The following is a 26,656-nucleotide window of genomic DNA, read 5'->3' on the forward strand; positions in this document are numbered from 1 at the left end:
GTTAATTTCATCATGAATGAGCGTCAGGATAACCTGCTGGGTGAGTCAAACAATTTCCTTGAAATGCTGGAGCAGGTTTCGGCGCTGGCACCACTCAATAAGCCGGTACTGGTAATTGGTGAAAGGGGAACCGGTAAAGAGCTGATTGCCAGCCGGCTTCACTATCTCTCCTCACGCTGGCAGGGGCCGTTTATCTCTCTGAACTGTGCGGCACTGAATGATAATCTGCTCGACTCTGAGCTGTTTGGCCATGAAGCCGGAGCCTTTACCGGGGCTCAGAAACGCCATCTGGGTCGATTTGAACGAGCGGATGGCGGCACCCTGTTTCTTGACGAGCTGGCCACCGCGCCAATGATTGTCCAGGAAAAGCTGTTGCGGGTAATAGAGTATGGTCAGTTAGAGCGTGTCGGCGGAAACCAATCGCTGCAGGTCAATGTCCGGCTGGTATGCGCGACCAATGAGGATCTTCCTGGTCTGGCGGCCAGGGGTAAATTTCGCGCCGACTTACTCGACCGGCTGGCATTTGATGTTGTAAATATCCCACCCTTACGTGAACGCCAGTCAGATATTCTGGTGATGGGAGAACATTTTGCTATCCAAATGTGCCGTGAACTGGGATTACCGCTTTTTCCCGGGTTTAGCGAAAAAGCCCGCAGACAGTTGCTTGCCTGGCACTGGCCTGGCAATGTCAGAGAACTGAAAAACGTTATCGAACGCTCGGTCTACCGACATAACAACAGTGATGAAGTGCTTGATCAGATTATTTTTAATCCGTTTCGTCCGGATTTTACGCCAGATTCATCAGCAGCCGCTGAGCCACAGCCCAGTAATGACAGCAACACTGTTTTGCCTGCCCTGCCTCTGGATTTGCGCGAATGGCAAAACCATCAGGAATTTCTGATCACTGAAATGAGCTTACGGCAAAATCACTTCCATCAACGTAAGGCTGCTGAAGCCCTTGGTCTGACCTACCATCAGCTAAGAGCATTGCTAAAAAAACATCAGATTCCGACAGAACGTTAATGACTTCCCTTGGTTGCGGCTGGTTACCAGACGATTCAGGTTAATTCCGCCACCATTTAATTCTGTCACCATAAAGAAAAAATATCACGGGCCGGTCAGCAAATTTGGGGTCACAGCCGGGTTTGCGATACACTCCCTGTAAACAACAAAACATCTTTGAGTACTATGTCGAAAATATTATCTGCGTCGAAAATACTATCTGCGCTGAGCCTGGGACTGAGCCTGTGTTGCAGTACAGCTTTCGCCGCGGAGACCCACGACATCCGGCAAAGTGGCTTTGTCTATTGTGTAAACGGTGTACTGAATACCTTTAATCCGCAACTTGCCAGCAGCGGCCTGACGGTAGATACCTTATCGGCACAGTTATATGATCGCCTGCTGGATGTGGACCCCTATACTTACCGGCTGATCCCTGAACTGGCTGACAGCTGGGAAGTCAAAGATAATGGCGCCACCTATATTTTCCATCTGCGTCATGGTGTCAGCTTCCAGACCACCTCCTGGTTCACTCCGCACAGAACAATGAACGCCGATGACGTGGTGTTTAGCTTTTCACGCATGTTCGACCGCAATAATCCATGGCATGACGTTGGCGGTGGCAGTTATCCCTATTTTGACAGCCTGCAGTTTGCGGACAGTGTTCTGAGCATCAAAAAACTGGATAACTACACGGTTGAATTCAGGCTGGCCAATCCTGATGCCTCATTTTTATGGCACATTGCTACCCATTATGCGCCGGTGTTGTCAAAAGAATATGCTGATCAACTGACTGCCAGCGGCCATCAGGAACAGATGGATCGCCAGCCTGTGGGCACTGGCCCTTTTCAGCTCAGTGCCTATCGCGCCGGTCTGTTTATCCGTCTGCTCCGAAATCCGCAGTACTGGAAAGGGATTCCTCGCCTGCAGCAGGTAGTGATTGATATCGGAGCCGGTGGCACCGGACGTTTATCCAAACTGTTGACCGGGGAGTGCGATGTACTGGCTTACCCTGCCGCCAGCCAGCTACCTATTTTACGTGATGACCCCAGACTGCGCATGACACTGCGTCCCGGGATGAACATTGCCTATCTGGCGTTTAATACCCGCAAACCGCCGCTGGATAACCCCGAGGTGCGCAAGGCGCTCTCTCTGGCGATTAATAATGAACGGCTGATGACGTCTATTTATTACGGGACCGCCGAAACTGCAGCATCTATTCTGCCCCGCGCCTCCTGGGCTTACGATAATCAGGCCAGTATCTCTGATTATGATCCGGACAAGGCCAGGGAACAGCTGAAACAACTCAAAATTCAGGATCTCCATCTCCGGCTGATGGTCCCTACCGAGTCTCAGCCGTGGAACCCCAGCCCGCTTAAAATGGCCGAACTGATCCAGGCTGACCTTGCACGCATCGGTGTCACAGTGGATATTATTCCGGTTGAAGGTCGTTTCCAGGAAGCGCAGTTAATGGCGCTGAACCATGATATGACGCTTTCCGGCTGGGCAACCGACAGTAATGATCCGGACAGTTTTTTCCGTCCATTACTCAGTTGTGCCGCCATCGGCTCGGCGACTAACTATGCTCACTGGTGTAATCCGCAATTTGACCAGATACTGCATAACGCCTTAACTTCTCAGCAACTGGCTGACCGGATTGACAGTTATGACCAGGCTCAGCAAATGCTGGCAGCGCAGCTACCGGTGTTACCACTGGCCTCGTCTCTGAGATTGCAGGCTTACCGCTATGATATTAAAGGACTGGTGCTAAGTCCGTTTGGTAATACCTCTTTCGCCGGGGTATACCGTGATGATTCCGAAGAGAACACACCATGATCATCTTTATTTTACGCCGACTGGTTTTGCTGCTGGTGACACTGTTTATGCTGTCACTGGTAGCTTTCAGCCTGAGCTATTTTACCCCGCACGCCCCGCTGGAAGGAGCGTCGCTGACGGATGCCTGGTGGTTCTGGTTCAAAGGCATGTTGCAGCTTGATTTCGGTGTATCCAATGTCAACGGACAGCCCATTTTCCAACAGCTGACCGAAGTTGTTCCGGCCACCCTGGAACTCTGTGTGCTGGCTTTTGCCATGGCGCTGCTGCTGGGAATTCCGCTCGGTATTATTGCGGCTGTGATGCGAAAGAAATGGCAGGATAAACTGATCAGCGCGCTGGCACTGATTGGCTTTTCACTGCCAGTTTTCTGGCTGGCATTACTGCTGACGCTGTTCTTTTCACTCACTCTTGGCTGGTTGCCGGTTTCCGGCCGGCTGAATCTGCTCTATCCGCTACCTCATGTCACAGGGTTTGTGCTGATTGATACCCTGCTTTCTCATTCTGTGTGGCGCCACCAGATGCTGATCAGTATTTTTCAGCATTTGCTGTTACCGGTGATTACCCTGGCGGTAGCTCCGATGACTGAGGTGATTCGGTTGATTCGCAACAGCACTCTGGACGTGATTGATAAAAGCTACATCAAAGCAGCCATCACCCGTGGCTTGTCACGATTTACGGTTATCCGCCGTCATGTATTGCATAATGCCCTGCCTCCGGTAATACCGCATCTCGGCCTGCAATTTTCAACCATGCTGACACTGACCATGATCACCGAAGTGGTTTTCAACTGGCCAGGTATTGGTCACTGGCTGATAGGGGCGATTCGTCAGCAGGATTATACGGCGATATCAGCAGGGGTGATGGTGATTGGCAGCATGGTCGTGATTGTGAATGTCCTGTCTGACATCATCGGTGCGGCGCTAAATCCGCTGAAACACAAAGAGTGGTATGCACTTCGTTAGTGATACCAGTTCAGACAGGCTTGCAGGTTAAAGGGAGTGCCCGTAGTGGCAACCCCATCCTCAGGGCCTGAAAAACAACGTTATAATCAGGGTATCGGGTCTTAAGATGTTTGTCCGCTCCGCAGGCAGCGGCAAATTACCGGTGACCCTCTTAATGATTAACCGACTCAACACGAGTGGAATAGCACCGGAATATCCGGAGCAATAAACAACAAAGCGACAAACATGATAAATAACAGAAGTAAAACGGTGATATATGCCCGCAGATAATATTTATCAGGAAAAACGACTGCCCGGTACCTTTCGTCAATCCTGGGGTAAGTTTTATCACGATACAGCGGCAATGGTGGGCCTGTACGGTTTTGCCGCCCTGTTGCTGCTTTGTCTTTTTGGCGGGCTGCTGGCGCCTTATGGCGTGGATCAGCAATTTATGGGTTATCAGCTATTGCCGCCCTCCTGGTCACGTTACGGTGATGTGTCATTCTTTATGGGGACCGATGATTTAGGCAGAGATCTGCTCAGTCGTCTGTTGAGTGGTGCCGCCCCGACGGTAGGTTCAGCCATTCTGGTCACACTATTGTCTGCGATTTGCGCTCTGGTACTCGGGATACTTGCCGGTCTGACTCATGGTTTCCGTTCTGCTGTTATGAACCATATTCTGGATACCCTGCTATCTATTCCTTCTCTGCTGCTGGCAATTATCGTGGTTGCGTTTGCCGGGCCAAGCCTGTTTCACGCACTGATAGCTGTCTGGCTGGCACTGATGCCACGGCTAGTCAGGGCGATTTATATTGCCATTCATGACCAGATGGAAAAAGAGTATGTAGTGGCTGCCAGGCTGGATGGTGCCAGTCAACTGATACTACTTAAAGACACTATTTTACCGAACGTACTTCCGCTGCTGGTTAGTGAATTTACCCGTGGACTGTCGATGGCGATTCTGGATATTGCCGCACTGGGTTTCCTGGGCCTCGGGGCTCAGTTGCCTTCGCCTGAATGGGGAGCCATGCTGGGCGATTCACTGGAGTTAATTTACGTAGCGCCCTGGACTGTTATGTTACCCGGGGTGCTGCTGATGATAAGCGTATTAATTATTAATTTATTAGGCGACGGTATTCGTCGTGCTATCGAGGCCGGGGTGAAATAATGCCATTACTGGATATACGTAACCTCACTATCGAATTTTTTACTTCGGAAGGTCCGGTGAAAGCCGTAGACCGGGTCAACCTGATCCTTAACGAAGGTGAAATTCGTGGCCTGGTCGGTGAGTCTGGCTCCGGAAAAAGCCTGATAGCGAAAGCTATTTGTGGCGTGACTTCAGACAACTGGCGGGTGACCGCTGACCGGATGCGTTTCAATGATATCGACCTGTTACGCCTTTCTCCCCGCGAGCGTCGTAAGATCATCGGCCGTAATATTTCGATGATTTTTCAGGAACCGCAGTCGTGTCTTGATCCTTCAGAGAGTATTGGCCGTCAGTTAATCCAGGCGATTCCTCGCTGGACGTTGAAAGGACACTGGTATCGGCGTTTCTGGTTCTGGCGGAAAAAGCGAGCGATTGAGCTGTTACATCGGGTCGGTATTAAAGATCACAAAGACATTATGCGCAGCTTTCCCTATGAGCTGACCGAAGGTGAATGTCAGAAAGTCATGATTGCGATTGCTCTGGCGAATAAGCCAACATTGCTGATTGCCGATGAACCAACAAATGCAATGGAACCAACTACTCAGGCCCAGATTTTCAGGCTGCTGAGCCGGCTGAACCAGAATAACAATACGACTATTTTGTTGATTAGCCACGACCTGCGTACCATGAGCCAGTGGGCAAACCGGATCAATGTGATGTACTGCGGCCAGACGGTGGAAACCGCGCAGAGCGAAGAGCTGATCAGTACTCCTAATCACCCTTATACACAGGCGTTGATCCGTTCAATGCCCGATTTTGGCAGAGCGTTACCGCATAAAAGCCGGCTGAATACACTGTCCGGTGCCATACCTTCGCTGGAACATTTGCCGGTTGGTTGCCGTCTGGGCCCCCGCTGTCCCTATGCACAGCGGGAATGTATTATCGCACCACGGTTGACCGGCAATAAGACGCATTTATATGCCTGCCACTTCCCGTTGAACAAAGAGCCGCAGTAATTATGGAAACCTTACTCGAAGTCCGTGATTTATCTAAAACCTACCGCTATAAAACCGGACTGTTCCGGCCACAGCTGGTGGATGCGGTTAAAAATGTCAGTTTCACGCTGCGGGAAAAACAAACTCTGGCGATTATCGGAGAGAATGGTTCCGGTAAATCGACGCTGGCGAAAATGCTGAGTGGCATGATCGCGCCGACTTCCGGAGAAATCATTATCAATAATCACCCGCTGGAATTCGGAGATTACGGCTACCGTAGCCAGGTCATTCGGATGATCTTCCAGGATCCGGGGACATCTCTTAACCCACGGCAGCGCGTCAGCCAGATTCTGGATTTACCTCTACGGCTAAATACCGGACTGACTCCGGAAGAGCGTGAACAACGAATTATTGAGACACTGCGTAAAGTCGGCCTGCTTCGTGATCACGCAGGCTATTACCCGCATATGCTGGCTCCCGGCCAGAAACAGCGCCTGGCTCTGGCACGAGCACTGATATTACAGCCTAAAGTCATTGTTGCTGATGAAGCACTGGCTTCTCTGGATATGACCATGCGTTCACAGCTGGTGAATCTGATGCTGGAACTGCAGGAACGGGATGGATTGTCCTATATCTACGTGACTCAGCATATCGGAATGATGAAACATATCAGTGATCTGGTGATGGTGATGCATCAGGGACAGGTTGTCGAACGTGGTGGTACCGCTGACGTACTGGCCTCACCGCTACACGATCTGACGAAAAGGCTTATTACCAGCCACTTTGGTGAAGCCCTGACCGCCGAAGCCTGGCGACGAAATGACCGATAAATCACAGAATTTTGCCCTGAGCGTTCGTGACTTTACCTGATAACCCATTGTCGTGTTAGAATCCCCGGATTGAACATTGCGGACTGGCTGAAAAAACAACCAGCCACCGCCGACAACAATAACCATATTAAGGATTACAGCTATGGGTTTTCTTTCCGGTAAGCGCATTCTGGTCACTGGCGTTGCCAGTAAACTGTCTATTGCATGGGGTATCGCTCAGGCGATGCATAAGCAGGGTGCTGAACTGGCATTCACTTACCAAAACGAAAAGTTAAAAGCGCGCGTTGAAGAGTTTGCCAAAGATCTGGGTTCAGACATCGTTCTGCCTTGTGATGTGGCTGAAGACGAGAGCATCAAAGCGTTATTCACCGATCTGGCTAAAGTATGGCCTAAATTTGATGGCTTTGTTCACTCTATCGGCTTTGCGCCAGGTGACCAGCTTGACGGTGACTATGTTAACGCCGTGACCCGCGAAGGCTTTAAAATCGCCCATGACATCAGTGCCTACAGCTTTGTAGCTATGGCAAAAGAGTGTCGTGCTATGCTGAACCCTAACTCAGCATTGTTAACCCTGTCTTACCTGGGTGCAGAGCGTGCTATCCCTAACTATAACGTTATGGGTCTGGCTAAAGCGTCTCTGGAAGCCAATGTCCGTTACATGGCTAACGCGATGGGTCCTGAAGGTGTTCGTGTTAACGCCGTTTCTGCAGGTCCAATCCGTACTCTGGCAGCATCAGGCATTAAAGATTTCCGTAAAATGCTGTCACATTGCGAATCTGTAACGCCAATCCGCCGTACTGTGACTATCGAAGATGTAGGTAATTCTGCAGCATTCCTGTGTTCAGACCTGGCCGGTGGTATCACTGGTGAAGTTGTCCACGTTGATGGCGGCTTCAGCATTGCAGCTATGAACGAGCTGGAACTGAAATAAGTTCCTTCGGCAGGTGGTTATTCCGCCTGCCGTTACTTTATCCCCCTCTTCTGCAACCCGCATAAATTCATTCATATATCAGCTTGTTATTAGTTAGTCGCTAACATTCCTTCTGCCGTTCCTTCAGCTAAGTCACTATAGGCTTATGACCGTTTGCAGGTGAGCCTTTTCCGGAATTCATCTGCCTGACATCAGAAGGAATTACTATGGAATTACGCCAGCGTCAAAGTAACTACACCCTGATGAGTGAATCACACCAGGGAACACATCAGACCTGTCTGCCTTCGGGTTCGGCGAAAAGCCCCCTGCGAAACCCCGCAGATTTGTTTGCCGGGCTGCTACAGCATACCGCTGTTTCGGTGGCACTCAGGCAATTATTGCTGCCTGTCACCCGCCACACTGCTGCCATTTATAGCCGTTTTTTCCCGGAAAGTCCCTGTCCGGAGTCTGACTGTTCGCTGACTCTTTATGACCGCCTTAATATCGCCCTCACAGTGGCCCAGCTAACCGATATTAGCCTGTTATGTGATTTTTACGCCAACCGCCTGAGCCCGCTAACCGGCCCCTCCGGAACCAAAGAAAATAACAACCGTCTGACCGAAATCACTCAATATGCCCGCCAGTTGGCTTGCTACCCGGCGACGGCATCTGCCCCGGTAGTATCACGTTTACAAAACGTGGGTCTGAACGCCTCAGATATTCTGACACTGCACCATATTTGTGGTTTTATCAGTTGGCAGTCCCGGATGATGACGGGGATTATGGCGCTGTCCGGAATCAAACTTCCGGCCTATTTTATGCTGACCAGCGCCCCTGTGTTCCCAGACCTGCTGGCAGAAAAAAATGCAACACAGAGAGTGCCGCCAGCAGAGTTCAGTCTCCTGCGTGCTCCTGCTGTAGAAATAATCAGGGAGTTATCACGGTTAAATCACCCGGTACTCAAACCATTGGTGATTGCGCATGCACCGGCTGCCGCGGAAGCCTGGCTTAGTTTACGTATGATTCAGGTGACTACACTTTCTGAAGCTCAGTCGTTTGAACTTAATGCAGCGGTTCACTTATCGACAGACAGTGCCAGTGACATCATAAAACCCGGCACTGCCAGTCACCTGTTCAGTCAGTTGATACAGATACCGGCACGGGATTGTTTTACAGAGACTCAACAACTTAACCGTCATGGCTGGAAAACAGAGGCGATACTGCAACTGCTGCTTGTCGCCGCCGGGCTGGGCTGGGATCAGGCACTGATCCCTCTGGGTTAAAAACTGTTTAATGACAGCAGCAGAGGCCTGGCTTCATCAAAAAAATGCTGAGTTAACGCTGTCGCCCTGCTGCTGCCGGCAATTACCATTGCACCCTGTCTGGACATCTTCGGGATGTCCACCGCAACCTGCGAGAGTTCACCAAGCATTGCCGGTAAAACATTCCCTTTAGGTGCAAGCATAATGCCGATACCCTGGTGTGCTGACTCCAGTAGCTGTAGCACAGAGGGGCTTTCAATAATGACCCGGAATGGCACACCGGCCTGACGGAAACTGTTATCCAGATAGCGGCGGAAATATCGTGTTTGCGCGGCCAGACATAACGGATATTCAGCGATTTTAGCGAGAGCAACCGGCGAATTATTTTCAGCTAAGTCAAAAGTATTACTGCAATAGAGTGCCACAACACCCTGGTCAGGAAACAGCGCATCCTGAAACTGCAACTCACGTAATGTACTCATTTCAAAGAAACCAAAAGCCACATCCACCGTATGGCTGTTAATGGCTTCCAACAGTTGATCGGCACTCATCACATCAATCCGGTAGTTTATCTCCGGATAATGCCGGGAGACGGCCTGTAATACCCCGGACAGAGACATACTACACTGCGGGACAACTCCGATACGAAGTGTTCCCTGAATGCCATGCTTCATGGCATCAACTTCTAGTTTAAGCCCCTGATAAACTGAAACTATTTCACGTGCCCAGCTTAACACCCGCTCACCTTCAGGCGTGAAGCCGGAAAAGTTATTGCTTCGGTTGATCAGTGACACTCCCAGCTCTTTTTCAAGATTTTTCAGGCGCAAAGACAGTGTCGGCTGGCTGACAAAACTGGCTTCCGCGGCACGTCCGAAATGCTTTTCGCGCTCCAGATTGCACAAATAGACCAGTTGTTTTAAATCCATTACCTTTGCACTCCTCTGCTTAATGCTGATTTTAACTTCTCTGCCGTAGCTCTGGCACAGAGCTACTGATGTACTTCTCTCAGGATCACGCGGTTTCACCGGATACGCAAGCGATCAACCCGCGATAAAGTTCATCTATTGCTTGTTTATTGTAATCAATTAGACATTTCGCAAACACGAAAGCACAATTTCGTTTATATAATCAATACACGACAATAACAATCAGGTCACATGAGTAGCTTATTATGAAATTTAAACGCCAGATTAAACCTTATCGCGCTGCAGCCGGTGGCTGGGGATCGCTGGAAGCTACTACCCGCTATGTATTTGAAAGTAAGTCAGTTTTAAAAAATATGCGCAACCTGCTGCGCATGAATAAAGCCCGTGGTTTTGACTGTCCGGGCTGTGCCTGGGGCGATGATAACAAAAGCACCTTCAGCTTTTGTGAGAACGGAGCTAAAGCCGTTACCTGGGAAGCAACCCGCCGCGTAGTGGATAATGAGTTTTTCGCTGCCCATTCGGTCAGTCGTCTGTATCTGGAAAGTGATTATTTTCTGGAATATCAGGGACGCCTGACTCACCCTCTGTCATACAATGCAGAAACCGACCACTATGAGCCTATTAGTTGGGACGATGCATTTGCACTGATAGCACAACATATCGGTGAGATGGATAATCCGGACCAAATCGAACTTTATACTTCTGGCCGGGCCAGTAATGAAGCGTCATGGTTGTATCAGCTGTTTGGCAGAATGCTCGGCACCAATAACTTCCCCGATTGCTCAAATATGTGCCACGAAGCCAGTGGTACCGGTCTGAAGCGTAGTATCGGTGTAGGTAAAGGCACCATCCGACTCGATGACTTCGATCATGCCAATGCCATTTTTGTTTTCGGCCAGAATCCGGGAACTAACCACCCACGTATGTTACATAGCCTGCGCCATGCAGCAGACCATGGAGCTAAAATCGTCACGTTCAACACGCTGCGTGAGCGCGGTCTGGAACGTTTCGCCGATCCACAAAAGCCGTTAGAAGTTGTCACCTCGATGGCGGGACAAATCAGCTCATCGTATTATCAGCCAAAGCTTGGCGGTGATATGGCTGCGGTTCGCGGGATGGTGAAAACCTTACTCGAGCAGCATCGCAATAATATTGCTGAGGGCAAGCCAGGCATCTTTGATGATGAATTTATCAACACGCACACTGTCGGTGTGGATGCCTATCTGGCCGCTGTTGATGCTACTCAGTGGGAACAGATTACTTTCCAGTCGGGTCTGTCAGAAGAAGAAATTCGTCAGGCTGCTGCTATCTATCAGAGTGCTGAACGGGTTATTTGTACCTGGGCCATGGGCGTTACTCAACATAAACACTCCGTAGATACTGTACGTGAAATTGTTAACCTTCAGCTGTTGTTTGGTCAGTTAGGTAAAAAAGGCGCTGGCTTATGCCCTGTCCGTGGTCACAGTAACGTTCAGGGTAACCGGACCATGGGGATTGATGAAAAACCTAATGCCCCGTTCCTCAATGCGATGGCCAGCCACTTTGACTTCCAGCCACCACGGGAAGCTGGTCATAATACTGTTGAAGCCATCGAAGCCATGCTGCGGGATGAAATCCGGGTTCTGATCACTCTGGGAGGAAATCTGGCTGCTGCTGCTCCGGATTCACCGCGTACCGAAGAGGCCATTCAGCGTTGTGGACTGACCGTGCATATCAGCACTAAACTCAACCGGACCCATCTGGTGCCTGGCTTCCGTAACAGTCTGATTCTGCCAACACTGGGACGTACCGAACGCGATATCCGCGCCACCGGTTCACAGTTTATTACCGTGGAAGACTCTTTCAGCATGGTACATGCGTCTGAAGGCGTGGGCGTTCCACTGGCTGATACTCAACGTTCAGAAACCGCAATAGTCGCCGGAATTGCAGACGCTGTACTGGGTGCTGAAAAACTCGACTGGCTGGAAATGGCCGATGATTACAACATCATTCGTGACCATATCGCAGCGACTATTCCGGGTTTCAGTGATTTTAATCAGAAATGTGACCAGCCTGGAGGATTCTATCTGGGTAATGCGGCAGCTCGTTTAGAATTCAATACCCCGTCCCGTAAAGCTGAATTCAATGCTTCTGCGCTGCCAGCATCCCTGTTTCCGCAACTGGCTGGTGAAACTGCGCCGTTTGTATTGCAGACATTACGTTCACATGATCAGTACAACACTACCATTTACGGCCTGGATGACCGCTATCGTGGAGTCTATGGTCAGCGAAAAGTGGTGTTCATTAACCCTGAAGATATGAGTGCCCAGGGGTTAACCGAAGGTCAACAGGTTGATATTGAGACGCTGTGGAACGACGGCATTACCCGTCAGGTACAGGGGTTTGTTCTGGTGCCTTATAACATCCCACGCGGGAATCTGGCTGCGTATTACCCTGAGACTAACCCTCTGGTACCACTCTCCAGTTTCGGTGACGATAGCGGTACTCCGACATCAAAATCGGTACCGGTAAAACTGTCACTGACCACAGAACAGCCATCTCTCAGAATCGCCTGAGTAATTTAGTAAAAAAGCCGGAAATGTTTCCGGCTTTTTTTATCTTTCGCCGTTTGGCTCTTGCCCGAGTGCTATGATTCGCGTAAAACTGTCAGCCGCTGTTAGGCCACGAAACTAAAAAACTATGTTCCAGGATAATCCGCTGCTGTCGCAGCTTAAACAAACGCTTCATGCCCAGACTCCTCGTGCTGAGGGTGTGGTAAAAGGTACCGATAAAGGGTTCGGCTTTCTGGAAGTCGATGCTCAGAAAAGTTACTTTATCCCGCCTCCGCAAATGAAAAAAGTGATGCACGGCGATCGAATCATCGCTGTCATCCAGACCAATAATGGTAAAGAGAGCGCCGAGCCGGAAACTCTGGTTGAACCGTTCCTGACCCGGTTTGTCGGACGAATCCAGAAAAAAGATGACCGGTTATCGATTATCCCTGACCATCCGTTGCTGAAAGAGGCAATTCAGTGCCGTCCTGCCCGGAATGTGGAACATAACTTCCAGGCTGGTGACTGGGCCGTTGCTGAGATGCGCCGCCACCCGTTAAAAGGTGATCGCAGTTTCTATGCAGAGCTAACGGAATTCATTACTTACGCTGATGACCATCTGGCACCATGGTGGGTGACACTGTCACGTCACAATCTTGAACGCGCGGCCCCGGAAATTACTTTCGGAGAGATGATGGATGAAAAACTGGAGCGCGAAGATCTGTCCGCCCTGGAATTTATCACCATTGACAGCGCCAGCACCGAAGATATGGATGATGCACTGTTCACTGAAGAGTTGCCTGGTGGCAAGCTCCGCCTGACGGTCGCGATTGCTGACCCGACTGCCTATGTTGCAGAAGGCAGTGAACTGGATAAACTGGCTTCACTCCGGGCCTTTACCAATTATCTGCCTGGCTTCAATATTCCTATGCTGCCGCGTCAGTTATCTGACGATGTCTGTTCTCTGCGACCAGGTGTTCGCCGCCCGGTACTGGCCTGCCACATCACCATCGCCGCTGATGGTACGCCGGAAGATAACGTCCATTTCTTTGCTGCCTGGATTGAATCTAAAGCCAAACTGGCTTATGACGATGTGTCTGACTGGCTGGAAAATAGTGGTGAATGGCAGCCAGCCAGCGAAGCTATTGCACAACAGATCACTCTGCTTCATCGTTTCTGCCTGGCTCGCAGTGAATGGCGTAAGACTCATTCACTGGTATTTAAAGATCGCCCTGATTATCGTTTCCTGCTGGGTGAGAAAGGTGAAGTGCTGGAGATTATTGCTGAACCACGCCGGATTGCTAACCGGATGATTGAAGAAGCGATGATTACAGCTAATATCTGCGCCGCTAAAGTGCTGAGTGAATCTCTGGGTTACGGTATTTATAACGTACATGCGGGCTTCGATGAAGCGAATGCAGAACAGGTTGCAGGTGTTCTTGCGGGTCATGGAATTACGGTTGATCCGAAAGAAATTTCTACTCTCGAAGGTTTCAAAGTGATGCGTCGTGAGTTAGACAACCAGCCAACACAGTATCTGGATAGCCGGATTCGTCGTTTCCAGTCATTTGCCGAGATTAGTACCCAGCCAGGACCACATTTTGGCTTAGGACTTGATGCGTACGCTACCTGGACTTCACCTATCCGTAAATATGGCGATATGGTGAATCATCGTTTGCTGAAAGCCATTATCCTTGGACAGCAACCTGAGCAGCCAGCCGCAGAACTCACGACTATCATGGGAGAAAGGCGTCGCCTGAACCGGATGGCAGAGCGTGATGTAGGCGACTGGTTATATGCCCGCTATCTGGCTCCATATGCAGGGACTGACCACAAATTTACCGCTGAGATTATTGATGTCTCGCGTGGTGGAATGCGTGTAAGGCTAACTGATACCGGAGCTGTTGCATTTATTCCTGCACCTTTCATCCACAGCGTTCGTGATGAATTAGTCTGTTCGCAGGAGAGTGGTACGGTACAGATCAAAGGTGAAGAACGCTATCGTGTGACCGATATTATTGAAGTCACAATTGCGGAAGTCCGTATGGAAAACCGTAATGTGGTAGCACGCCCTGTAGCCTGAGATTAAATCAGCTGCGTACCGGTCAGCCGGTACGCACTTTTTCCTGCCTCTGCAAAATATGCCCTTCCCGGCCCTCAACAGCAACAACTCCAGGGTCAATGCCAGTAGCTAACGTAGTACGCCACTGCAAATTTTCAAAATCCGCCTAAACTAAGAAAATGCTGAACTCTGATTAGGAATAATCACTCTTCTCCCTCATCAGGTAATGCATAAAATAGGGCCAGTTATTGCTACCGGGCTTACCCGGGGCATAACAGGGTTTAATACCATAGCACCTGAATTCAGGTGGATATCAATATAATTCAGTCGTCTTATCTGCCGGGAACACGGTGAATAATTAAGGAGTTGACTGTGATAATCACAAAAAAAAGCATTGCCTCTGCCCTGATTGCAACACTGATTTTATGCAGCCTGGCGGGCTGTTCTAACTGGTCTAAACGTGACAGAAATACAGCTCTGGGTGCCGGAGTCGGCGCTATCGGCGGAAATATTCTGACCGGTGGTAGTACCTTAGGAACTCTGGGCGGTGCAGCGGTCGGTGGCGTGGTCGGTCATCAGGTCCATTAATACTGCAGGCCGGAAAAGAGCATATTGCCCTTTTCCGGCTATTCTCTGGTTAGCCGCCAGCCAGTTTGACTTTGAAACCTTTCGCTTCCAACAATGTTTTCAGAAGATCTCGTTTATCGCCCTGAATTTCAATTTCACCCTCTTTAACCGCTCCACCGCAGCCACATTTCTTTTTTAACTCGGCTGCCAGCTTAGAAAGCTCATTATCATCAAGATCCAGCCCGCTGATAATACAAACGCCCTTGCCTTTTCTGCCGCTGGTCTGACGTGAGATTCGCACAATACCATCACCTTTAGGGCGTTCAACCGGTGTCTGCTGTGGTGTGATGCGACCCGTTTCTGTGGAATACACCAGGTTATCTTTGCTCATTATGACACCTGCAGAGAATGTAAAATTGCAGTCAGTGACGCAGAAGGATCAGTAGTCTGAGTCACCGGCCGACCAATGACCATATAATCAACACCGGCAACTTTAGCCTGAGGCGGAGTCATTATCCGGCGCTGGTCTTGTGCATCCGAACCGGCCGGACGAATTCCCGGTGTGACCAGCAGAAAATCGCTGCCAAATTGTTGTTTAAAAGCCACTGCTTCATGGGCAGAACATACCACACCGTCCAGCCCGCAATTACGTGTCAGACTGGCCAGTAATAACGCCTGCTCTGCAGGGGTGCGGTTAATACCTAAATCATGCAGGTCACTGGCTTCCATGCTGGTAAGCACTGTAACAGCTATCAGTAAAGGCGCATCTTTCCCCATTGGTAGCAGAGCTTCGCAGGCGGCATTCATCATCCTGGCGCCACCGCTGGCATGCACATTGACCATCCACACGCCTAAATCTGCCGCAGCAGCAACAGCATGCGCCACCGTGTTAGGAATATCATGAAATTTCAGGTCCAGAAATACTTCGAAACCACGGGCATGCAGTGTTTTAACCCACTCTGGTCCAAAACGGGTAAACATCTCTTTTCCCACTTTCAGACGGCAGCTGTTCGGATCAATCTGGTCAACCAGCGACAATGCCCGATGCATATCGTCAAAATCAAGAGCGACTACTACCGGTGAAGTAACAGAAGATGGCGATAAATCAGTCATTGCAGTGTTCCTTTTAAATCAGGCAGGCGAAAAATATGGGCAAACGGCGCTTATTCTACCTGCCTGACCTGCGATGTCACCTGTTTTGCACGTTGCTGAGGCTGGCATATAAATAACATTCTAGTATGTTGTAACTAATGTTAGTGTAAAAAAACAGAACCCGAAGGCTCTGTCATTTTACTGGCCATCGAGGCCACGAATCGGTTTAACCGTTGCCCAGCTTCTGCATGAGGGACAATGCCAGTAGATAGCGTGGGCAGTAAAACCGCATTTATGGCAGCGATAACGCGGCTTGATTCGAATTTGTTCCCCTACCATATCCCGCAACACAACCAGGCTTTGTTTAGCTCTGCCGTCTTCTGCATCCTGCAGATAATAATTAATCAGCCGGTGAAAACCGCGGGTGGTTGGGTGTTGTTCAAGTTGTTTCATCAGGAACAGCTGTGCTGCCTCAGAACCCTCGTTGTTATCGATAATGTCGGCCAGGTAGAGTTCAGCCGCATTGCCGGTTTCAAGAGCGACGCACTGTTGCAGGAACTCCAGCCACAGTTGCGGGGAATTCAGCCTTTGATAGCAACCTTCCAGTAACGATAAAACTTCGCTGACTAAATCAGGGTCCTGCTGTAATACCCGTTGCAGAGACTGCACTGCTTTTTGCTCTTCACCCTGTTCAATGAATATTCGGCCCATCATAATCGATACCCGGGCACACTGTTTATCTGCTGACTCACCTTTGCGCAACAGACTCATCGCCTTATCCAGATCATCACTGCTCATGGCCTGCAGAGCCAGTTCACAATAGAAATGTGCGATTTCGGTAGCCTGTTTATTTTTGCCCAGTTTAACCAGACGTTCAGCTGTTTCAATCGCTTGTGTCCAGTCACTGGTTTGCTGATAAATCAGTAATAATTGCTGCAACGCGCCTTCACGAAAATCGGTTTCATCCGTCAGCTGGCTGAACATATCTTCGGCTCTGTCATACAACCCCGCAGCCAGATAATCACGGCCGAGCTGCTGAATAGCCAGCAGTCGCTGATCATAGTCGAGCGAAGCACTTTCCATCAGCGACTGGTGAATTCGGATCGCGCGGTCAACTTCACCACGGGAACGAAACAGGTTACCAAGAGTCAGGTGAGCCTCAATGGCCCCACTGTCCTCTTTAAGCATATCAAGGAACAAATCGACCGCTTTATCCTGCTGATTCGAAAGTAAAAAGTTAACGCCGGTGACATAATCACGAGACAGGCGGTTCGCTTCCTGTTGTTTATCCTGATGCGCACTTCGACGGCCCATATACCAACCATAGGCCGCAGCAACCGGCAATAACAGAAACAGCAGTTCGAGCATAGCTGATTATTCCTTCACCACAACTTTACCATTGGCAGTGGTGACAGCAGCAGACGGCGTATTAAACTGAGTTTCAAGACGTTTAATTTTTCTCTGTGCACGAGATAACGATAAACGTACACGCAACCAGAACAGACCACAAATAACCCAGCCGAGAATAAATCCCGCACCAAACAGACTGGCCAGCAATGTAGACACACGAAAGTCGCCCTGGGCCAGCAGATAATTAAAGGTTACGACCTGATCATTTTTCGCCCCAAGGGTGATTGAGATAATAAAAATGACCAGAACCACTAAAAAAATGACTAAATATTTCACAATGCATCCTGTTATCGTATTTTCCGTAAGCGCTATCGCCGGAGGGCTTATGTTGCTGACGGTTAACATTCCGGCACACCTGCATCTTTCTATTATGGGGATGCAGAACATATTTACAATATAGCTTTACGTTTCAGCGCATCATTCCATGCTTTTACGGGTGATATAAGGTGAATTAATTGCCATTCCGGCAATTATCATCAGCACACCGGCATTAATGACAGACATAATGACATCCTGCGGCCAGTGCATACCCAGGGCCATTCGACTCCAGATCACCAGAATGGCCCAAACAAACGTCACCATCACGGTAAAAACATTGCCACGTGGCCACAACCAGAACAGCATAAGCAGGGACCAGCAGGCAGCAAACATACTATGTCCCGACGGAAACGAATAGCCTGTTTCTGCCGCCCAGTGCCGGGTTAACCAGCCAGGCAACATCCGGTTGTCCCGGGTTAACTCAAGTACCTGTGCACTGCGCTCTGCGGTCGGCATCTGATAGAATTGCTCGGCAGGACGCGCAGTTTCTGACGCTAACCAGACCACATAGGGCCTTGCTTCTCTGACCTGCAATTTAATCAGCGTGTTGATTCCCTGCCCGCCCCACACCACAACAATTATACTCAATACAACCACCAGTCTTTGCCGGGTACTACGCTGGTCATGACGTAATTTCCACAATAGCCAACTTCCTAACAACCCAGTGGTGATAAGCCCTGCCGGACGAGTGACGGTTTCTGTGAAAGCAAATAATATAAGTTGCCAGTCATCTGATTTTGTCGGGACCCAGTGCCAGCCATACAGCCACAGACCAAGTGGCAGTATCAGTAAAATAAGCATTCCGCTACAGATAAGTTTAACCTGTTTTAACATCGTATATACTTTTTCTCCGCAGCTAAATCGATAATTATCATTTTCTGAGTTTCCGGAAATACGTTAATCTGCGCCACTAGTCGGATTGTGCTTTATCTGTGATCTGCTTCTCAGAGTATTACGCAGACTACCGATGATTGTGGCACAATATTCAATTCAACTCTGGTTTCAGAGTACTGATAATAATACGTTTTGACAGCGGAGTTTGCATGAAACTTAAGCGGGTGGCACAAGCCACACTGCCCACACCATGGGGTGATTTCCAGATGGTGGGTTTTGAAGAGATCAGCACCGGCAAAGATCATGTTGCACTGGTTTTTGGTGATATTTCTGGCCCTGAGCCTGTACTTGCCCGGGTTCATTCAGAATGTCTTACGGGCGATGCGTTATTCAGCCTGAGGTGTGATTGTGGTTTTCAGCTGGAGTCCGCGCTGAATGCCATTGCCACTGAAGGGCGCGGAGTCCTGCTATATCATCGTCAGGAAGGCCGTAATATTGGTTTGCTGAACAAAATCCGTGCTTACTCGCTTCAGGACCAGGGATATGACACCGTTGAGGCTAACCTGAAATTAGGGTTTGCTGCCGATGAACGCGATTTCACTCTCTGTGCTGATATGTTTAAACTGCTGGAAGTTTCAGAAGTACGGTTACTGACCAACAATCCGAAAAAAGTGAAAGTCCTGACTGAAGCCGGCATTAATATTGCTGAGCGGGTTCCTCTCGAAGTTGGCAGAAATCCAAAAAATACCGGATATCTGGACACCAAAGCGTTGAAAATGGGCCACCTGCTTCACCATAACGACGATTAGTTTTTTTCCGCCCCTGGCCTCTCAGGGGCGGTATCTTCATCTGCAGGTTATTTTTCCTGTAGCAGTTTTCGAATCACATAATGCAGTATTCCACCATTACGGTAATACAATAATTCCGTAGCAGTATCTATCCGGCAATGCATGTTCACCTGCTGAACCTGACCACTGGTTGTTGTCAGTGTTACAGGAACACTCGCCCCCGGGGTAATTCCGGCTAAGTCCTGAATATCGATAGTTTCCTCACCCGTCAGTTGCAGCGTTTTACGGCTAACACCCGCAGGAAACTCCAACGGAAGAATTCCCATTCCAATCAGATTAGAGCGGTGAATTCTCTCGAAGGACTCGGCAATCACAACCCGTACCCCCTGCAACCTCGGCCCTTTCGCGGCCCAGTCACGGCTGGAGCCGGAACCGTACTCTTTACCTGCGATAATCGCCAGTGGCGTGCCGTCCTGCTGATATTTCATTGCCGCATCGTAGATCGAAAGCTGTTGTTGCTGCGGAAAATAACGGGTGTAACCACCTTCAGTGCCAGGGACAATTTCATTACGGATACGAATGTTAGCAAAAGTACCCCGCATCATAACTTCATGGTTACCTCGCCGGGACCCATAAGAATTATAATCCTGTGGGGCAACCCCCTGCTCTGCCAGATATCGGCCAGCAGGACTGTCTGCTTTAATATTGCCGGCAGGCGAAATATGGTCTGTAGTTACAGAATCACCAAGCATCGCCAGCACACGAGCAGACCGTATATCTTCGACTTCCGGCACCGTACTATCCATAACATCGAAGAACGGTGCTTTACGGATATATGTCGAGGCGGAATCCCATGGATACAGGGCACTGTTACTGACCGATATTTTTTGCCATTCTTCGGTCCCCTGAAAAACTTCCGCGTACTCTTTATGGAACATACTGCTGTTGACTTTCTGCACCGCTGCGTCGGTTTCACCGGGAGTTGGCCAGATGTCTTTCAGCCAGACAGGATTACCATCGCTGCCGACTCCGAGCGGGGATTCCTCCAGATTAATCTTCAGATTACCCGCCAGAGCATAGGCAACCACCAGTGGCGGAGAAGCCAGCCAGTTGGTTTTTACCAACGGATGAATGCGTCCTTCAAAATTACGGTTTCCTGATAATACCGCCCCGACAGTCAGGTCGGCGGTTTTAATCGCATTTTCTACTTCATCAGATAACGGTCCGGAGTTACCAATACAGGTGGTACAACCGTATCCCACCAGATTGAATCCCAGTTGGTCCAGCGATTCAGTTAATCCGGCGACAGCCAGATAGTCGGTCACCACTTTTGAACCTGGCGCCAGAGAGGCTTTAACCCACGGCTGACGTTTAAGTCCCCGGGCAACGGCGTTTTTAGCCAGTAAGCCTGCGGTCATCATAACCGCCGGATTTGAGGTGTTAGTACAGGAAGTAATTGCTGCTATCACTACCGCACCATCCACAGGGAGCTTCGCATCATCAACTTTCGTATCAGTTGCAGGATGGCTGACCTGAGATGCCAGCTCAAACGCTTCAGGAACTTTATTAAGTGCTACCCGGTCCTGCGGACGTTTAGGCCCTGCCAGGCTACTCACTACTTCCGACATATCGAGAGATAAACTACTGGTGAACACCGGTTCATCACCGGCTTCACGCCATAAGCCCTGTGCTTTGGCATAAGCTTCTGTAAGTGCAATCTGTTGGCTGCTTCGACCGGTCAGGGTCATATAATTAAGCGTCACCTGATCTATCGGGAAAAATCCGCATGTCGCGCCATATTCCGGAGCCATATTGGCAATAGTTGCCCTGTCTGCCAAAGGCAGGTCTGCCAGTCCGTCACCATAAAACTCAACAAATTTGCCCACCACCCCGTGCTTCCTGAGCATCTGAGTGACGGTTAATACCAGATCAGTTGCAGTGATACCCGGACGAAGTTTACCGCTAAGCCGAAATCCAACTACTTCCGGAATCAGCATCGACACCGGCTGCCCAAGCATTGCCGCCTCTGCCTCAATGCCTCCCACGCCCCAGCCCAACACTCCCAGGCCGTTGATCATGGTGGTATGAGAATCGGTACCAACCAGGGTGTCGGGATAGATCAGCGTGCCGTTATCTGTTTCCTGTTGCCACACGGCCTGTCCAAGGTATTCAAGATTGACCTGATGACAGATTCCGGTTCCGGGTGGAACAACACGAAACTGCCTGAATGCCTGCTGTCCCCAACGCAGAAAAATATAACGCTCGTGATTTCGCTGCATTTCCAGACCGACATTTTGCTCAAAAGCACTCTGCTGACCGGCAAAATCGACAGTCACTGAGTGGTCAATTACCAGATCGACCGGAGAAAGTGGATTCACTTTACTGACATCTCCCCCCAGCCGGTCGACAGCTTCACGCATCGCAGCGAGGTCAACGACTGCAGGTACGCCAGTGAAATCCTGCATCAATACACGTGCCGGACGGTAGGCTATTTCGCGATCGGCTTTACCCGCATTCAGCCAGTCAATAATCGCAAGGATATCCTGCTGTGTAACAGTTTCGTCGTCCTGCCAGCGCAGGAGATTTTCCAGTAAAATTTTTAGTGATTTGGGAAGTGCAGCACAGGGCCGGGTGAGCGACTCCAGTTCGGGAAGGCTGTAATAGCTGTAGTTTTTGCCATTAACCGCCAGTATCTTCTGGCTGCTTTCACGTAATGATAACGACATAGCTCCTCCTTTGCAGTGGCAAAGACCCCGTAAAAAAACAGGGTTTATTTAAAAATAGACTAAATAAAGGGAGCTGTTCTTCGTATAACACTAAATAACAAATAAGACACAGACAATTAACACAAAAACAACTGCCGGAGGATTAACCCGACCATCAGCCAGAACAGAACACAAATCAATAAGGCAATCAGCCAGACCCGGCGACGGTATTGATGGAGGGAAATTATCGGATTATTACGGGGATAAAAACGACGTATTGAATGGATAAGATCTGAAAAAAGCATAGTACCTCCCTGTTAAACATCAGAATAACGCCCTGCAGTTTCAGACTGATACGGGCGTTACTGCTTTGCGAGTCATCCTTGACAGGCACGGTTAGCATAAGAGAAAACCGCCGGCTCCGCAGAAGAAAAAATGCGGTCCGGAAAACTATATTTATTTCACCGGCAGGCGAATATCTTTAAACATCGCTTCGATGTCTTCGTTTGATCGTAAGGCAATGGCTGTATCGACCACGTCGCGGGTAAGATGCGGAGCGAAACGCTGGATAAAGTCATACATGTAGGTTCGCAGGAAGCTACTGCTACGGAAGCCAATTTTAGTTGTGCTGAAAGTGAAAATATCTGATGCATCAATTTTCACCAGATCCGGATCAGAAACCGGATCAATCGCCATACTGGCTATCACCCCGATACCTAACCCCAGACGAACGTAGGTTTTAATGACGTCAGCATCTGTTGCAGTGAACACGATTTTTGGCGTCAGACCAGCCTGGTTAAACGCAGAATCCAGCTCTGAACGTCCGGTAAAGCCAAATGTGTAAGTCACCAACGGATACTCGGCTAAATCCTGAATCGTCACATGGGATTTTTCGCTGAGAGGATGTCCGGGCGGAACGACAATCGCGCGATTCCAGTGGTAGCAAGGAAGCATCACCAGGTCGTCATACAGATGCAGAGCTTCAGTCGCAATCGCAAAATCCGCGTTCCCTTTAGAAACGGCTTCAGCAATCTGCATCGGTGATCCCTGGTGCATATGCAGTGAAACACGAGGATAACGCTGGATAAAGCCTTTAATCACCGGAGGAAGTGCGTAGCGGGCCTGAGTATGGGTGGTAGCCACATACAGTGAACCCTGGTCAGGCCAGGTATGTTCGCCAGCCACCGATTTTATGGCATCAACTTTTGACAGAACTTCGCGGGCAATTCGGATGATTTCGTCGCCGGCCGGAGTTACCTGGGTCAGATGCTTACCACTACGGGAAAATATCTGTACACCGAGCTCATCTTCCAGCATCCGGACTTGTTTACTGATACCAGGCTGTGAGGTATACAACCCTTCAGCCGTCGAGGAAACATTAAGATTATGGTTTACGACTTCGACGATATAGCGCAATTGCTGTAATTTCATAGCCCACCATTCTGGACAAGGGGCACTCAGTGCCTGCATTCCTGCAAATAGTTATCTGGTAAAAATTGTCGAATCCTTAACAGACAGCACATACATTTTTTCTATAACCACTATAGCATTAAAATATTCTCAACAGAACAAATAGCTATATAAGTTAAAAGCAAAAAGGCCAGCAAAAGCTGGCCTGTTTCACAGAAAAAAACTATTTCTTAGCTTCCTGCCATTTTCCGTCAATATAGAACATTGACCAGCCTGTCGCTTTCCCGTCTTTTTCAGACGAAATATATTGCTGCTTTGTTTTGCGACTAAAGCGAACCATCGCTTTATTACCTTCCGGGTCAGCTACAGGTGCTTCAGTCAGGTAACTGAATTTTTCCGGTAACCGGTCGCTAAACCGTTGCAATTCTTCCACCAGCGGCGCACGGGTTTCGCGTGATTTAGGGAAGGTATTGGCCGCCAGAAAAATACCAGCAGCTCCATCACGCAATACGAAATAAGCATCTGATTTTTCACACGCAAGTTCAGGTAACGGAACCGGATCTTCTTTCGGCGGAGCTACATCACCATTACGCAGAATTTTACGGGTGTTTTTACAGGCTTCATTGGTACAGGCCATATATTTACCAAAACGCCCCATTTTCAGGTGCATTTCACTGCCGCATTTTTCACATTCTACGATTGGACCGTCATAGCCCTTAATGCGGAATTCACCCTCTTCAATTTCATAGCCATCACAGGAAGGGTTATTACCACAAACGTGCAGTTTCCGTTTGTCATCAATCAGGTAACTGTCCATCGCGGTACCACATTTCTGGCAGCGCGGGCGAGCACGTAATGCATTAGTCTCTGCGTCATCGCCTTCCAGGATATTGAGTACTTCATTTTCCGGAATCAGATTGATGGTCTGCTTACAGCGCTCTTTTGGTGGCAAAGCATAACCAGAACATCCCAGGAATACACCGGTAGTTGCAGTACGAATACCCATATGGCGCTGACAGGTCGGACATTCAATGGAAGTCACCACCATCTGGTTTGGCTGCATACCGCCATCCTGAGGGTCTTTATCTGCCTGTTCCAGTTGCTGACTAAAATCAGTGAAGAAGTGGTCCAGCACAGCACGCCACTCCGCCTGATTATTGGCGACCTGGTCAAGATTATCTTCCATGCGCGCAGTAAAATCGTAATTCATCAGCTCACGGAAATTATCTTCCAGTCGGTCGGTAACGATTTCACCCATTTTCTCAGCATAAAAGCGGCGGCTTTCAGTTCTGACATAACCACGATCCTGGATGGTCGAGATAATCGAGGCATAGGTTGAAGGACGACCAATTCCCCGTTTCTCCAGTTCACGAACCAGTGAAGCCTCACTGAATCGGGCCGGTGGTTTGGTAAAGTGTTGTGCAGGAACAACATCCAGTAACGCTGGTGATTCACCGACATCCACCGCTGGCAGAGTCAAATCATCATCGTTTTTACGCAGTGCCGGCATCACACGGGTCCAGCCATCGAAACGCAATGTACGGCCTTTCGCCTTCAGGCGATACTCTCCTGCCTGAACGGTCAGAGTTGTAGAATCGTATTTCGCTGCCACCATCTGACAGGCAACAAACTGGCGCCAGATCAGTTGATAAAGTTTCTGCGCATCAGCTTCCATATCTTTCAGCTGATCAGCCTCTACATTGACATCAGAAGGACGAATCGCTTCATGCGCTTCCTGCGAATTATCCTTATTGGTATATACCGTGGCGGTATTCGGTAAATAGCTATTACCAAAATTGCCTTCGATATAGCCACGAGCCATCTCGATCGCATCCTGACTCAGGTTGGTTGAGTCAGTACGCATGTAAGTTATATGCCCTGCCTCATACAGACGCTGAGCCATCATCATGGTTTTTTTCACGCCGAAGCCCAGGCGCGTACTCGCAGCCTGTTGCAACGTAGAGGTAATAAACGGTGCGCCTGGTTTGCTACTGGTTGGCTTATCTTCGCGCTCAGTCACCTGATAGCTGGCTTTTTCCAGCAGAGCGACAGCAGCCTGAGTGGTTGCTTTATTTTCAGGACGGAATGCAGTTTCGCCCTGATGAGTGACCCGCATCAGAAGTTCGTCACCCTTAGGAGTATTCAGGCGCACGTCGACTTCCCAATACTCTTCCGGAACGAAAGCCTTGATTTCGCGTTCACGCTCCACCACCAGTCGTACAGCAACTGACTGGACACGACCGGCAGATAAGCCGCGCGCCACTTTTTTCCATAGCAGAGGTGAGACCATGTAGCCCACAACACGGTCCATAAACCGCCGCGCCTGCTGTGCATTTACGCGGTCGATGTTCAGTTCACCAGGCTGTTCAAATGCCTGGCGAATCGCATTTTTAGTAATTTCATTAAACACCACGCGGCTGAACCGCTTGTCATCTCCGCCAATAACTTCACGCAGATGCCAGGCAATAGCTTCCCCTTCTCTGTCCAAATCCGTTGCGAGATAAATGTGGTCAGCATCAGCAGCCAGTGCCTGCAGTTCAGAAACAACTTTTTCTTTACCCGGTAAAATCTGGTAATTAGCTTTCCAGCCATGCCAGGGATCAACGCCCATACGGTTGACCAGCGCGCTTTTCTCGTCTTTCTTACCGGTTTTAGTTGTTTTCGTTGTTTTCGGCTTGCCAGTCTCAGCTGTCTTTTTTGCCAGCGAACCACTGGTCGGCAAATCACGAATGTGACCCACACTTGATTTAACAACGTAGCCACTGCCAAGGTATTTATTAATAGTTTTAGCCTTTGCAGGTGACTCAACAATAACGAGTGCTTTACCCATAGATAACTTTACCTAATAAAAACGTCCTGAAGAACGGGAGAGGTTTACTCCCCTGATTTGCAACAACCATAGCTGCTGCCGACTCCTGCTTATCACGCCAGATCATCGATCACTGAACATTGCCCGAATATTAACAGCATGATTACAATAATATTTTACTCAGGAATTCAACCTGTTTTTGGCCTCAATAGCCTGATATTGAAATCGTCCACACTGTACCTGATAAAATCTGTTACGCAACTTTATTAGCATCCCGGCGTATT

22 protein-coding genes are annotated in these 26,656 nt (G+C 49.3%); 12 read left to right on the forward strand and 10 right to left on the reverse strand.

The features are described from left to right. Positions 1–12: 12 nt before the first annotated feature. From pspF to A7K98_RS10230, 8 genes are all read left to right on the forward strand, one after another. Positions 13–1,023, forward strand: a complete 1,011-nt coding sequence (pspF, locus tag A7K98_RS10195; protein ID WP_087488459.1) for a phage shock protein operon transcriptional activator — start codon at positions 13–15, stop codon at positions 1,021–1,023. Between the two features lie 165 nt (positions 1,024–1,188). Beyond that, on the forward strand, positions 1,189–2,835 hold the full coding sequence (gene sapA / locus A7K98_RS10200) for an ABC transporter substrate-binding protein SapA (RefSeq protein ID WP_087488460.1): 1,647 nt from the start codon (positions 1,189–1,191) through the stop codon (positions 2,833–2,835). Continuing rightward, complete coding sequence (sapB, locus tag A7K98_RS10205) at positions 2,832–3,797, forward strand: putrescine export ABC transporter permease SapB (protein WP_087488461.1); 966 nt, start codon at positions 2,832–2,834, stop codon at positions 3,795–3,797. Before sapA ends, sapB begins: the two co-directional genes overlap by 4 nt. A 256-nt stretch (positions 3,798–4,053) precedes the next feature. Continuing rightward, a complete protein-coding gene (gene sapC / locus A7K98_RS10210; RefSeq protein ID WP_087488462.1) occupies positions 4,054–4,944 on the forward strand; it encodes a putrescine export ABC transporter permease SapC in 891 nt (296 codons plus the stop codon). Next, on the forward strand, positions 4,944–5,939 hold the full coding sequence (sapD, locus tag A7K98_RS10215; RefSeq protein WP_087488463.1) for a putrescine export ABC transporter ATP-binding protein SapD: 996 nt from the start codon (positions 4,944–4,946) through the stop codon (positions 5,937–5,939). Before sapC ends, sapD begins: the two co-directional genes overlap by 1 nt. Continuing rightward, positions 5,939–6,748 carry a putrescine export ABC transporter ATP-binding protein SapF gene (gene sapF, locus A7K98_RS10220; protein WP_157666055.1) on the forward strand — a complete coding sequence of 270 codons (810 nt, stop codon included), beginning with the start codon at positions 5,939–5,941 and terminating at the stop codon, positions 6,746–6,748. The genes sapD and sapF overlap by 1 nt, the downstream gene beginning before the upstream one ends. Before the next feature lie 142 nt (positions 6,749–6,890). Continuing rightward, positions 6,891–7,679, forward strand: coding sequence for an enoyl-ACP reductase FabI (gene fabI, locus A7K98_RS10225; protein WP_087488465.1), 789 nt, complete (start codon positions 6,891–6,893; stop codon positions 7,677–7,679). Between the two features lie 206 nt (positions 7,680–7,885). Continuing rightward, positions 7,886–8,941, forward strand: a complete 1,056-nt coding sequence (locus A7K98_RS10230) for a hypothetical protein (RefSeq protein ID WP_087488466.1) — start codon at positions 7,886–7,888, stop codon at positions 8,939–8,941. On the opposite strand, the gene A7K98_RS10235 is transcribed toward A7K98_RS10230, so the two are convergent. Next, positions 8,938–9,846: a LysR family transcriptional regulator gene (locus A7K98_RS10235; RefSeq protein WP_087488467.1), complete on the reverse strand. Its 909-nt coding sequence runs from the start codon at positions 9,844–9,846 to the stop codon at positions 8,938–8,940. The two genes, A7K98_RS10230 and A7K98_RS10235, sit on opposite strands and share 4 nt — an antisense overlap. Positions 9,847–10,091: 245 nt before the next feature. On the opposite strand from A7K98_RS10235, the gene A7K98_RS10240 reads away from it, so the two are divergent. From A7K98_RS10240 to osmB, 3 genes are all read left to right on the forward strand, one after another. Further along, a complete protein-coding gene (locus A7K98_RS10240; protein WP_087488468.1) occupies positions 10,092–12,401 on the forward strand; it encodes an FdhF/YdeP family oxidoreductase in 2,310 nt (769 codons plus the stop codon). Between the two features lie 124 nt (positions 12,402–12,525). Beyond that, positions 12,526–14,460, forward strand: a complete 1,935-nt coding sequence (locus tag A7K98_RS10245) for an exoribonuclease II (RefSeq protein WP_087488469.1) — start codon at positions 12,526–12,528, stop codon at positions 14,458–14,460. Positions 14,461–14,817: 357 nt separating this feature from the next. After that, entirely contained in the window at positions 14,818–15,027 is a 210-nt protein-coding gene (gene osmB, locus A7K98_RS10250; RefSeq protein WP_407703111.1) for an osmotically-inducible lipoprotein OsmB, read from the forward strand. Between the two features lie 49 nt (positions 15,028–15,076). Here osmB and yciH read toward each other — a convergent pair whose 3' ends face one another. The 5 genes from yciH to A7K98_RS10275 form a co-directional block, all read right to left on the reverse strand. Further along, positions 15,077–15,397, reverse strand: coding sequence for a stress response translation initiation inhibitor YciH (gene yciH / locus A7K98_RS10255; protein WP_087488471.1), 321 nt, complete (start codon positions 15,395–15,397; stop codon positions 15,077–15,079). Next, positions 15,397–16,119, reverse strand: coding sequence for an orotidine-5'-phosphate decarboxylase (gene pyrF / locus A7K98_RS10260; RefSeq protein ID WP_087488472.1), 723 nt, complete (start codon positions 16,117–16,119; stop codon positions 15,397–15,399). Before pyrF ends, yciH begins: the two co-directional genes overlap by 1 nt. A 177-nt stretch (positions 16,120–16,296) precedes the next feature. Then, positions 16,297–17,466, reverse strand: coding sequence for a lipopolysaccharide assembly protein LapB (lapB, locus tag A7K98_RS10265; RefSeq protein WP_087488473.1), 1,170 nt, complete (start codon positions 17,464–17,466; stop codon positions 16,297–16,299). Between the two features lie 6 nt (positions 17,467–17,472). Continuing rightward, on the reverse strand, positions 17,473–17,784 hold the full coding sequence (locus A7K98_RS10270; RefSeq protein ID WP_087488474.1) for a LapA family protein: 312 nt from the start codon (positions 17,782–17,784) through the stop codon (positions 17,473–17,475). 141 nt (positions 17,785–17,925) lie between these two features. Then, positions 17,926–18,660 (reverse strand): phosphatase PAP2 family protein, encoded by a 735-nt coding sequence (locus A7K98_RS10275; RefSeq protein ID WP_087488475.1) that lies wholly within the window; start codon positions 18,658–18,660, stop codon positions 17,926–17,928. Positions 18,661–18,869: 209 nt separating this feature from the next. Between A7K98_RS10275 and ribA the strand changes: the two genes are divergently transcribed. Continuing rightward, on the forward strand, positions 18,870–19,469 hold the full coding sequence (ribA, locus tag A7K98_RS10280; RefSeq protein ID WP_087488476.1) for a GTP cyclohydrolase II: 600 nt from the start codon (positions 18,870–18,872) through the stop codon (positions 19,467–19,469). A gap of 47 nt (positions 19,470–19,516) precedes the next feature. Here the strand turns inward: ribA and acnA are convergent, their stop codons facing one another. The 4 genes from acnA to topA all read right to left on the reverse strand — a co-directional run bounded on the left by acnA (position 19,517) and on the right by topA (position 26,393). Next, positions 19,517–22,174, reverse strand: a complete 2,658-nt coding sequence (acnA, locus tag A7K98_RS10285; RefSeq protein ID WP_087488477.1) for an aconitate hydratase AcnA — start codon at positions 22,172–22,174, stop codon at positions 19,517–19,519. Between the two features lie 116 nt (positions 22,175–22,290). Continuing rightward, positions 22,291–22,458, reverse strand: coding sequence for a hypothetical protein (locus A7K98_RS21320; RefSeq protein WP_157665918.1), 168 nt, complete (start codon positions 22,456–22,458; stop codon positions 22,291–22,293). Positions 22,459–22,609: 151 nt separating this feature from the next. Then, on the reverse strand, positions 22,610–23,584 hold the full coding sequence (gene cysB / locus A7K98_RS10290; RefSeq protein ID WP_087490458.1) for an HTH-type transcriptional regulator CysB: 975 nt from the start codon (positions 23,582–23,584) through the stop codon (positions 22,610–22,612). A gap of 202 nt (positions 23,585–23,786) precedes the next feature. Next, positions 23,787–26,393: a type I DNA topoisomerase gene (gene topA / locus A7K98_RS10295; protein ID WP_087488478.1), complete on the reverse strand. Its 2,607-nt coding sequence runs from the start codon at positions 26,391–26,393 to the stop codon at positions 23,787–23,789. Positions 26,394–26,656 lie beyond the last annotated feature (263 nt).

This window comes from Tatumella citrea, assembly GCF_002163585.1.
Taxonomy (GTDB): domain Bacteria; phylum Pseudomonadota; class Gammaproteobacteria; order Enterobacterales; family Enterobacteriaceae; genus Tatumella; species Tatumella citrea.

Bases quoted from the DNA above. Each gene is read 5' to 3' on its own strand.
- pspF (WP_087488459.1), top strand. From the start codon at position 13: ATGAATGAGCGTCAGGATAACCTGCTGGGTGAGTCAAACAATTTCCTT.
- sapA (WP_087488460.1), top strand. From the start codon at position 1,189: ATGTCGAAAATATTATCTGCGTCGAAAATACTATCTGCGCTGAGCCTG.
- sapB (WP_087488461.1), top strand. From the start codon at position 2,832: ATGATCATCTTTATTTTACGCCGACTGGTTTTGCTGCTGGTGACACTG.
- sapC (WP_087488462.1), top strand. From the start codon at position 4,054: ATGCCCGCAGATAATATTTATCAGGAAAAACGACTGCCCGGTACCTTT.
- sapD (WP_087488463.1), top strand. From the start codon at position 4,944: ATGCCATTACTGGATATACGTAACCTCACTATCGAATTTTTTACTTCG.
- fabI (WP_087488465.1), top strand. From the start codon at position 6,891: ATGGGTTTTCTTTCCGGTAAGCGCATTCTGGTCACTGGCGTTGCCAGT.
- A7K98_RS10230 (WP_087488466.1), top strand. From the start codon at position 7,886: ATGGAATTACGCCAGCGTCAAAGTAACTACACCCTGATGAGTGAATCA.
- A7K98_RS10235 (WP_087488467.1), bottom strand. From the start codon at position 9,846: ATGGATTTAAAACAACTGGTCTATTTGTGCAATCTGGAGCGCGAAAAG.
- A7K98_RS10240 (WP_087488468.1), top strand. From the start codon at position 10,092: ATGAAATTTAAACGCCAGATTAAACCTTATCGCGCTGCAGCCGGTGGC.
- A7K98_RS10245 (WP_087488469.1), top strand. From the start codon at position 12,526: ATGTTCCAGGATAATCCGCTGCTGTCGCAGCTTAAACAAACGCTTCAT.
- yciH (WP_087488471.1), bottom strand. From the start codon at position 15,397: ATGAGCAAAGATAACCTGGTGTATTCCACAGAAACGGGTCGCATCACA.
- pyrF (WP_087488472.1), bottom strand. From the start codon at position 16,119: ATGACTGATTTATCGCCATCTTCTGTTACTTCACCGGTAGTAGTCGCT.
- lapB (WP_087488473.1), bottom strand. From the start codon at position 17,466: ATGCTCGAACTGCTGTTTCTGTTATTGCCGGTTGCTGCGGCCTATGGT.
- A7K98_RS10275 (WP_087488475.1), bottom strand. From the start codon at position 18,660: ATGTTAAAACAGGTTAAACTTATCTGTAGCGGAATGCTTATTTTACTG.
- ribA (WP_087488476.1), top strand. From the start codon at position 18,870: ATGAAACTTAAGCGGGTGGCACAAGCCACACTGCCCACACCATGGGGT.
- acnA (WP_087488477.1), bottom strand. From the start codon at position 22,174: ATGTCGTTATCATTACGTGAAAGCAGCCAGAAGATACTGGCGGTTAAT.
- A7K98_RS21320 (WP_157665918.1), bottom strand. From the start codon at position 22,458: ATGCTTTTTTCAGATCTTATCCATTCAATACGTCGTTTTTATCCCCGT.
- cysB (WP_087490458.1), bottom strand. From the start codon at position 23,584: ATGAAATTACAGCAATTGCGCTATATCGTCGAAGTCGTAAACCATAAT.
- topA (WP_087488478.1), bottom strand. From the start codon at position 26,393: ATGGGTAAAGCACTCGTTATTGTTGAGTCACCTGCAAAGGCTAAAACT.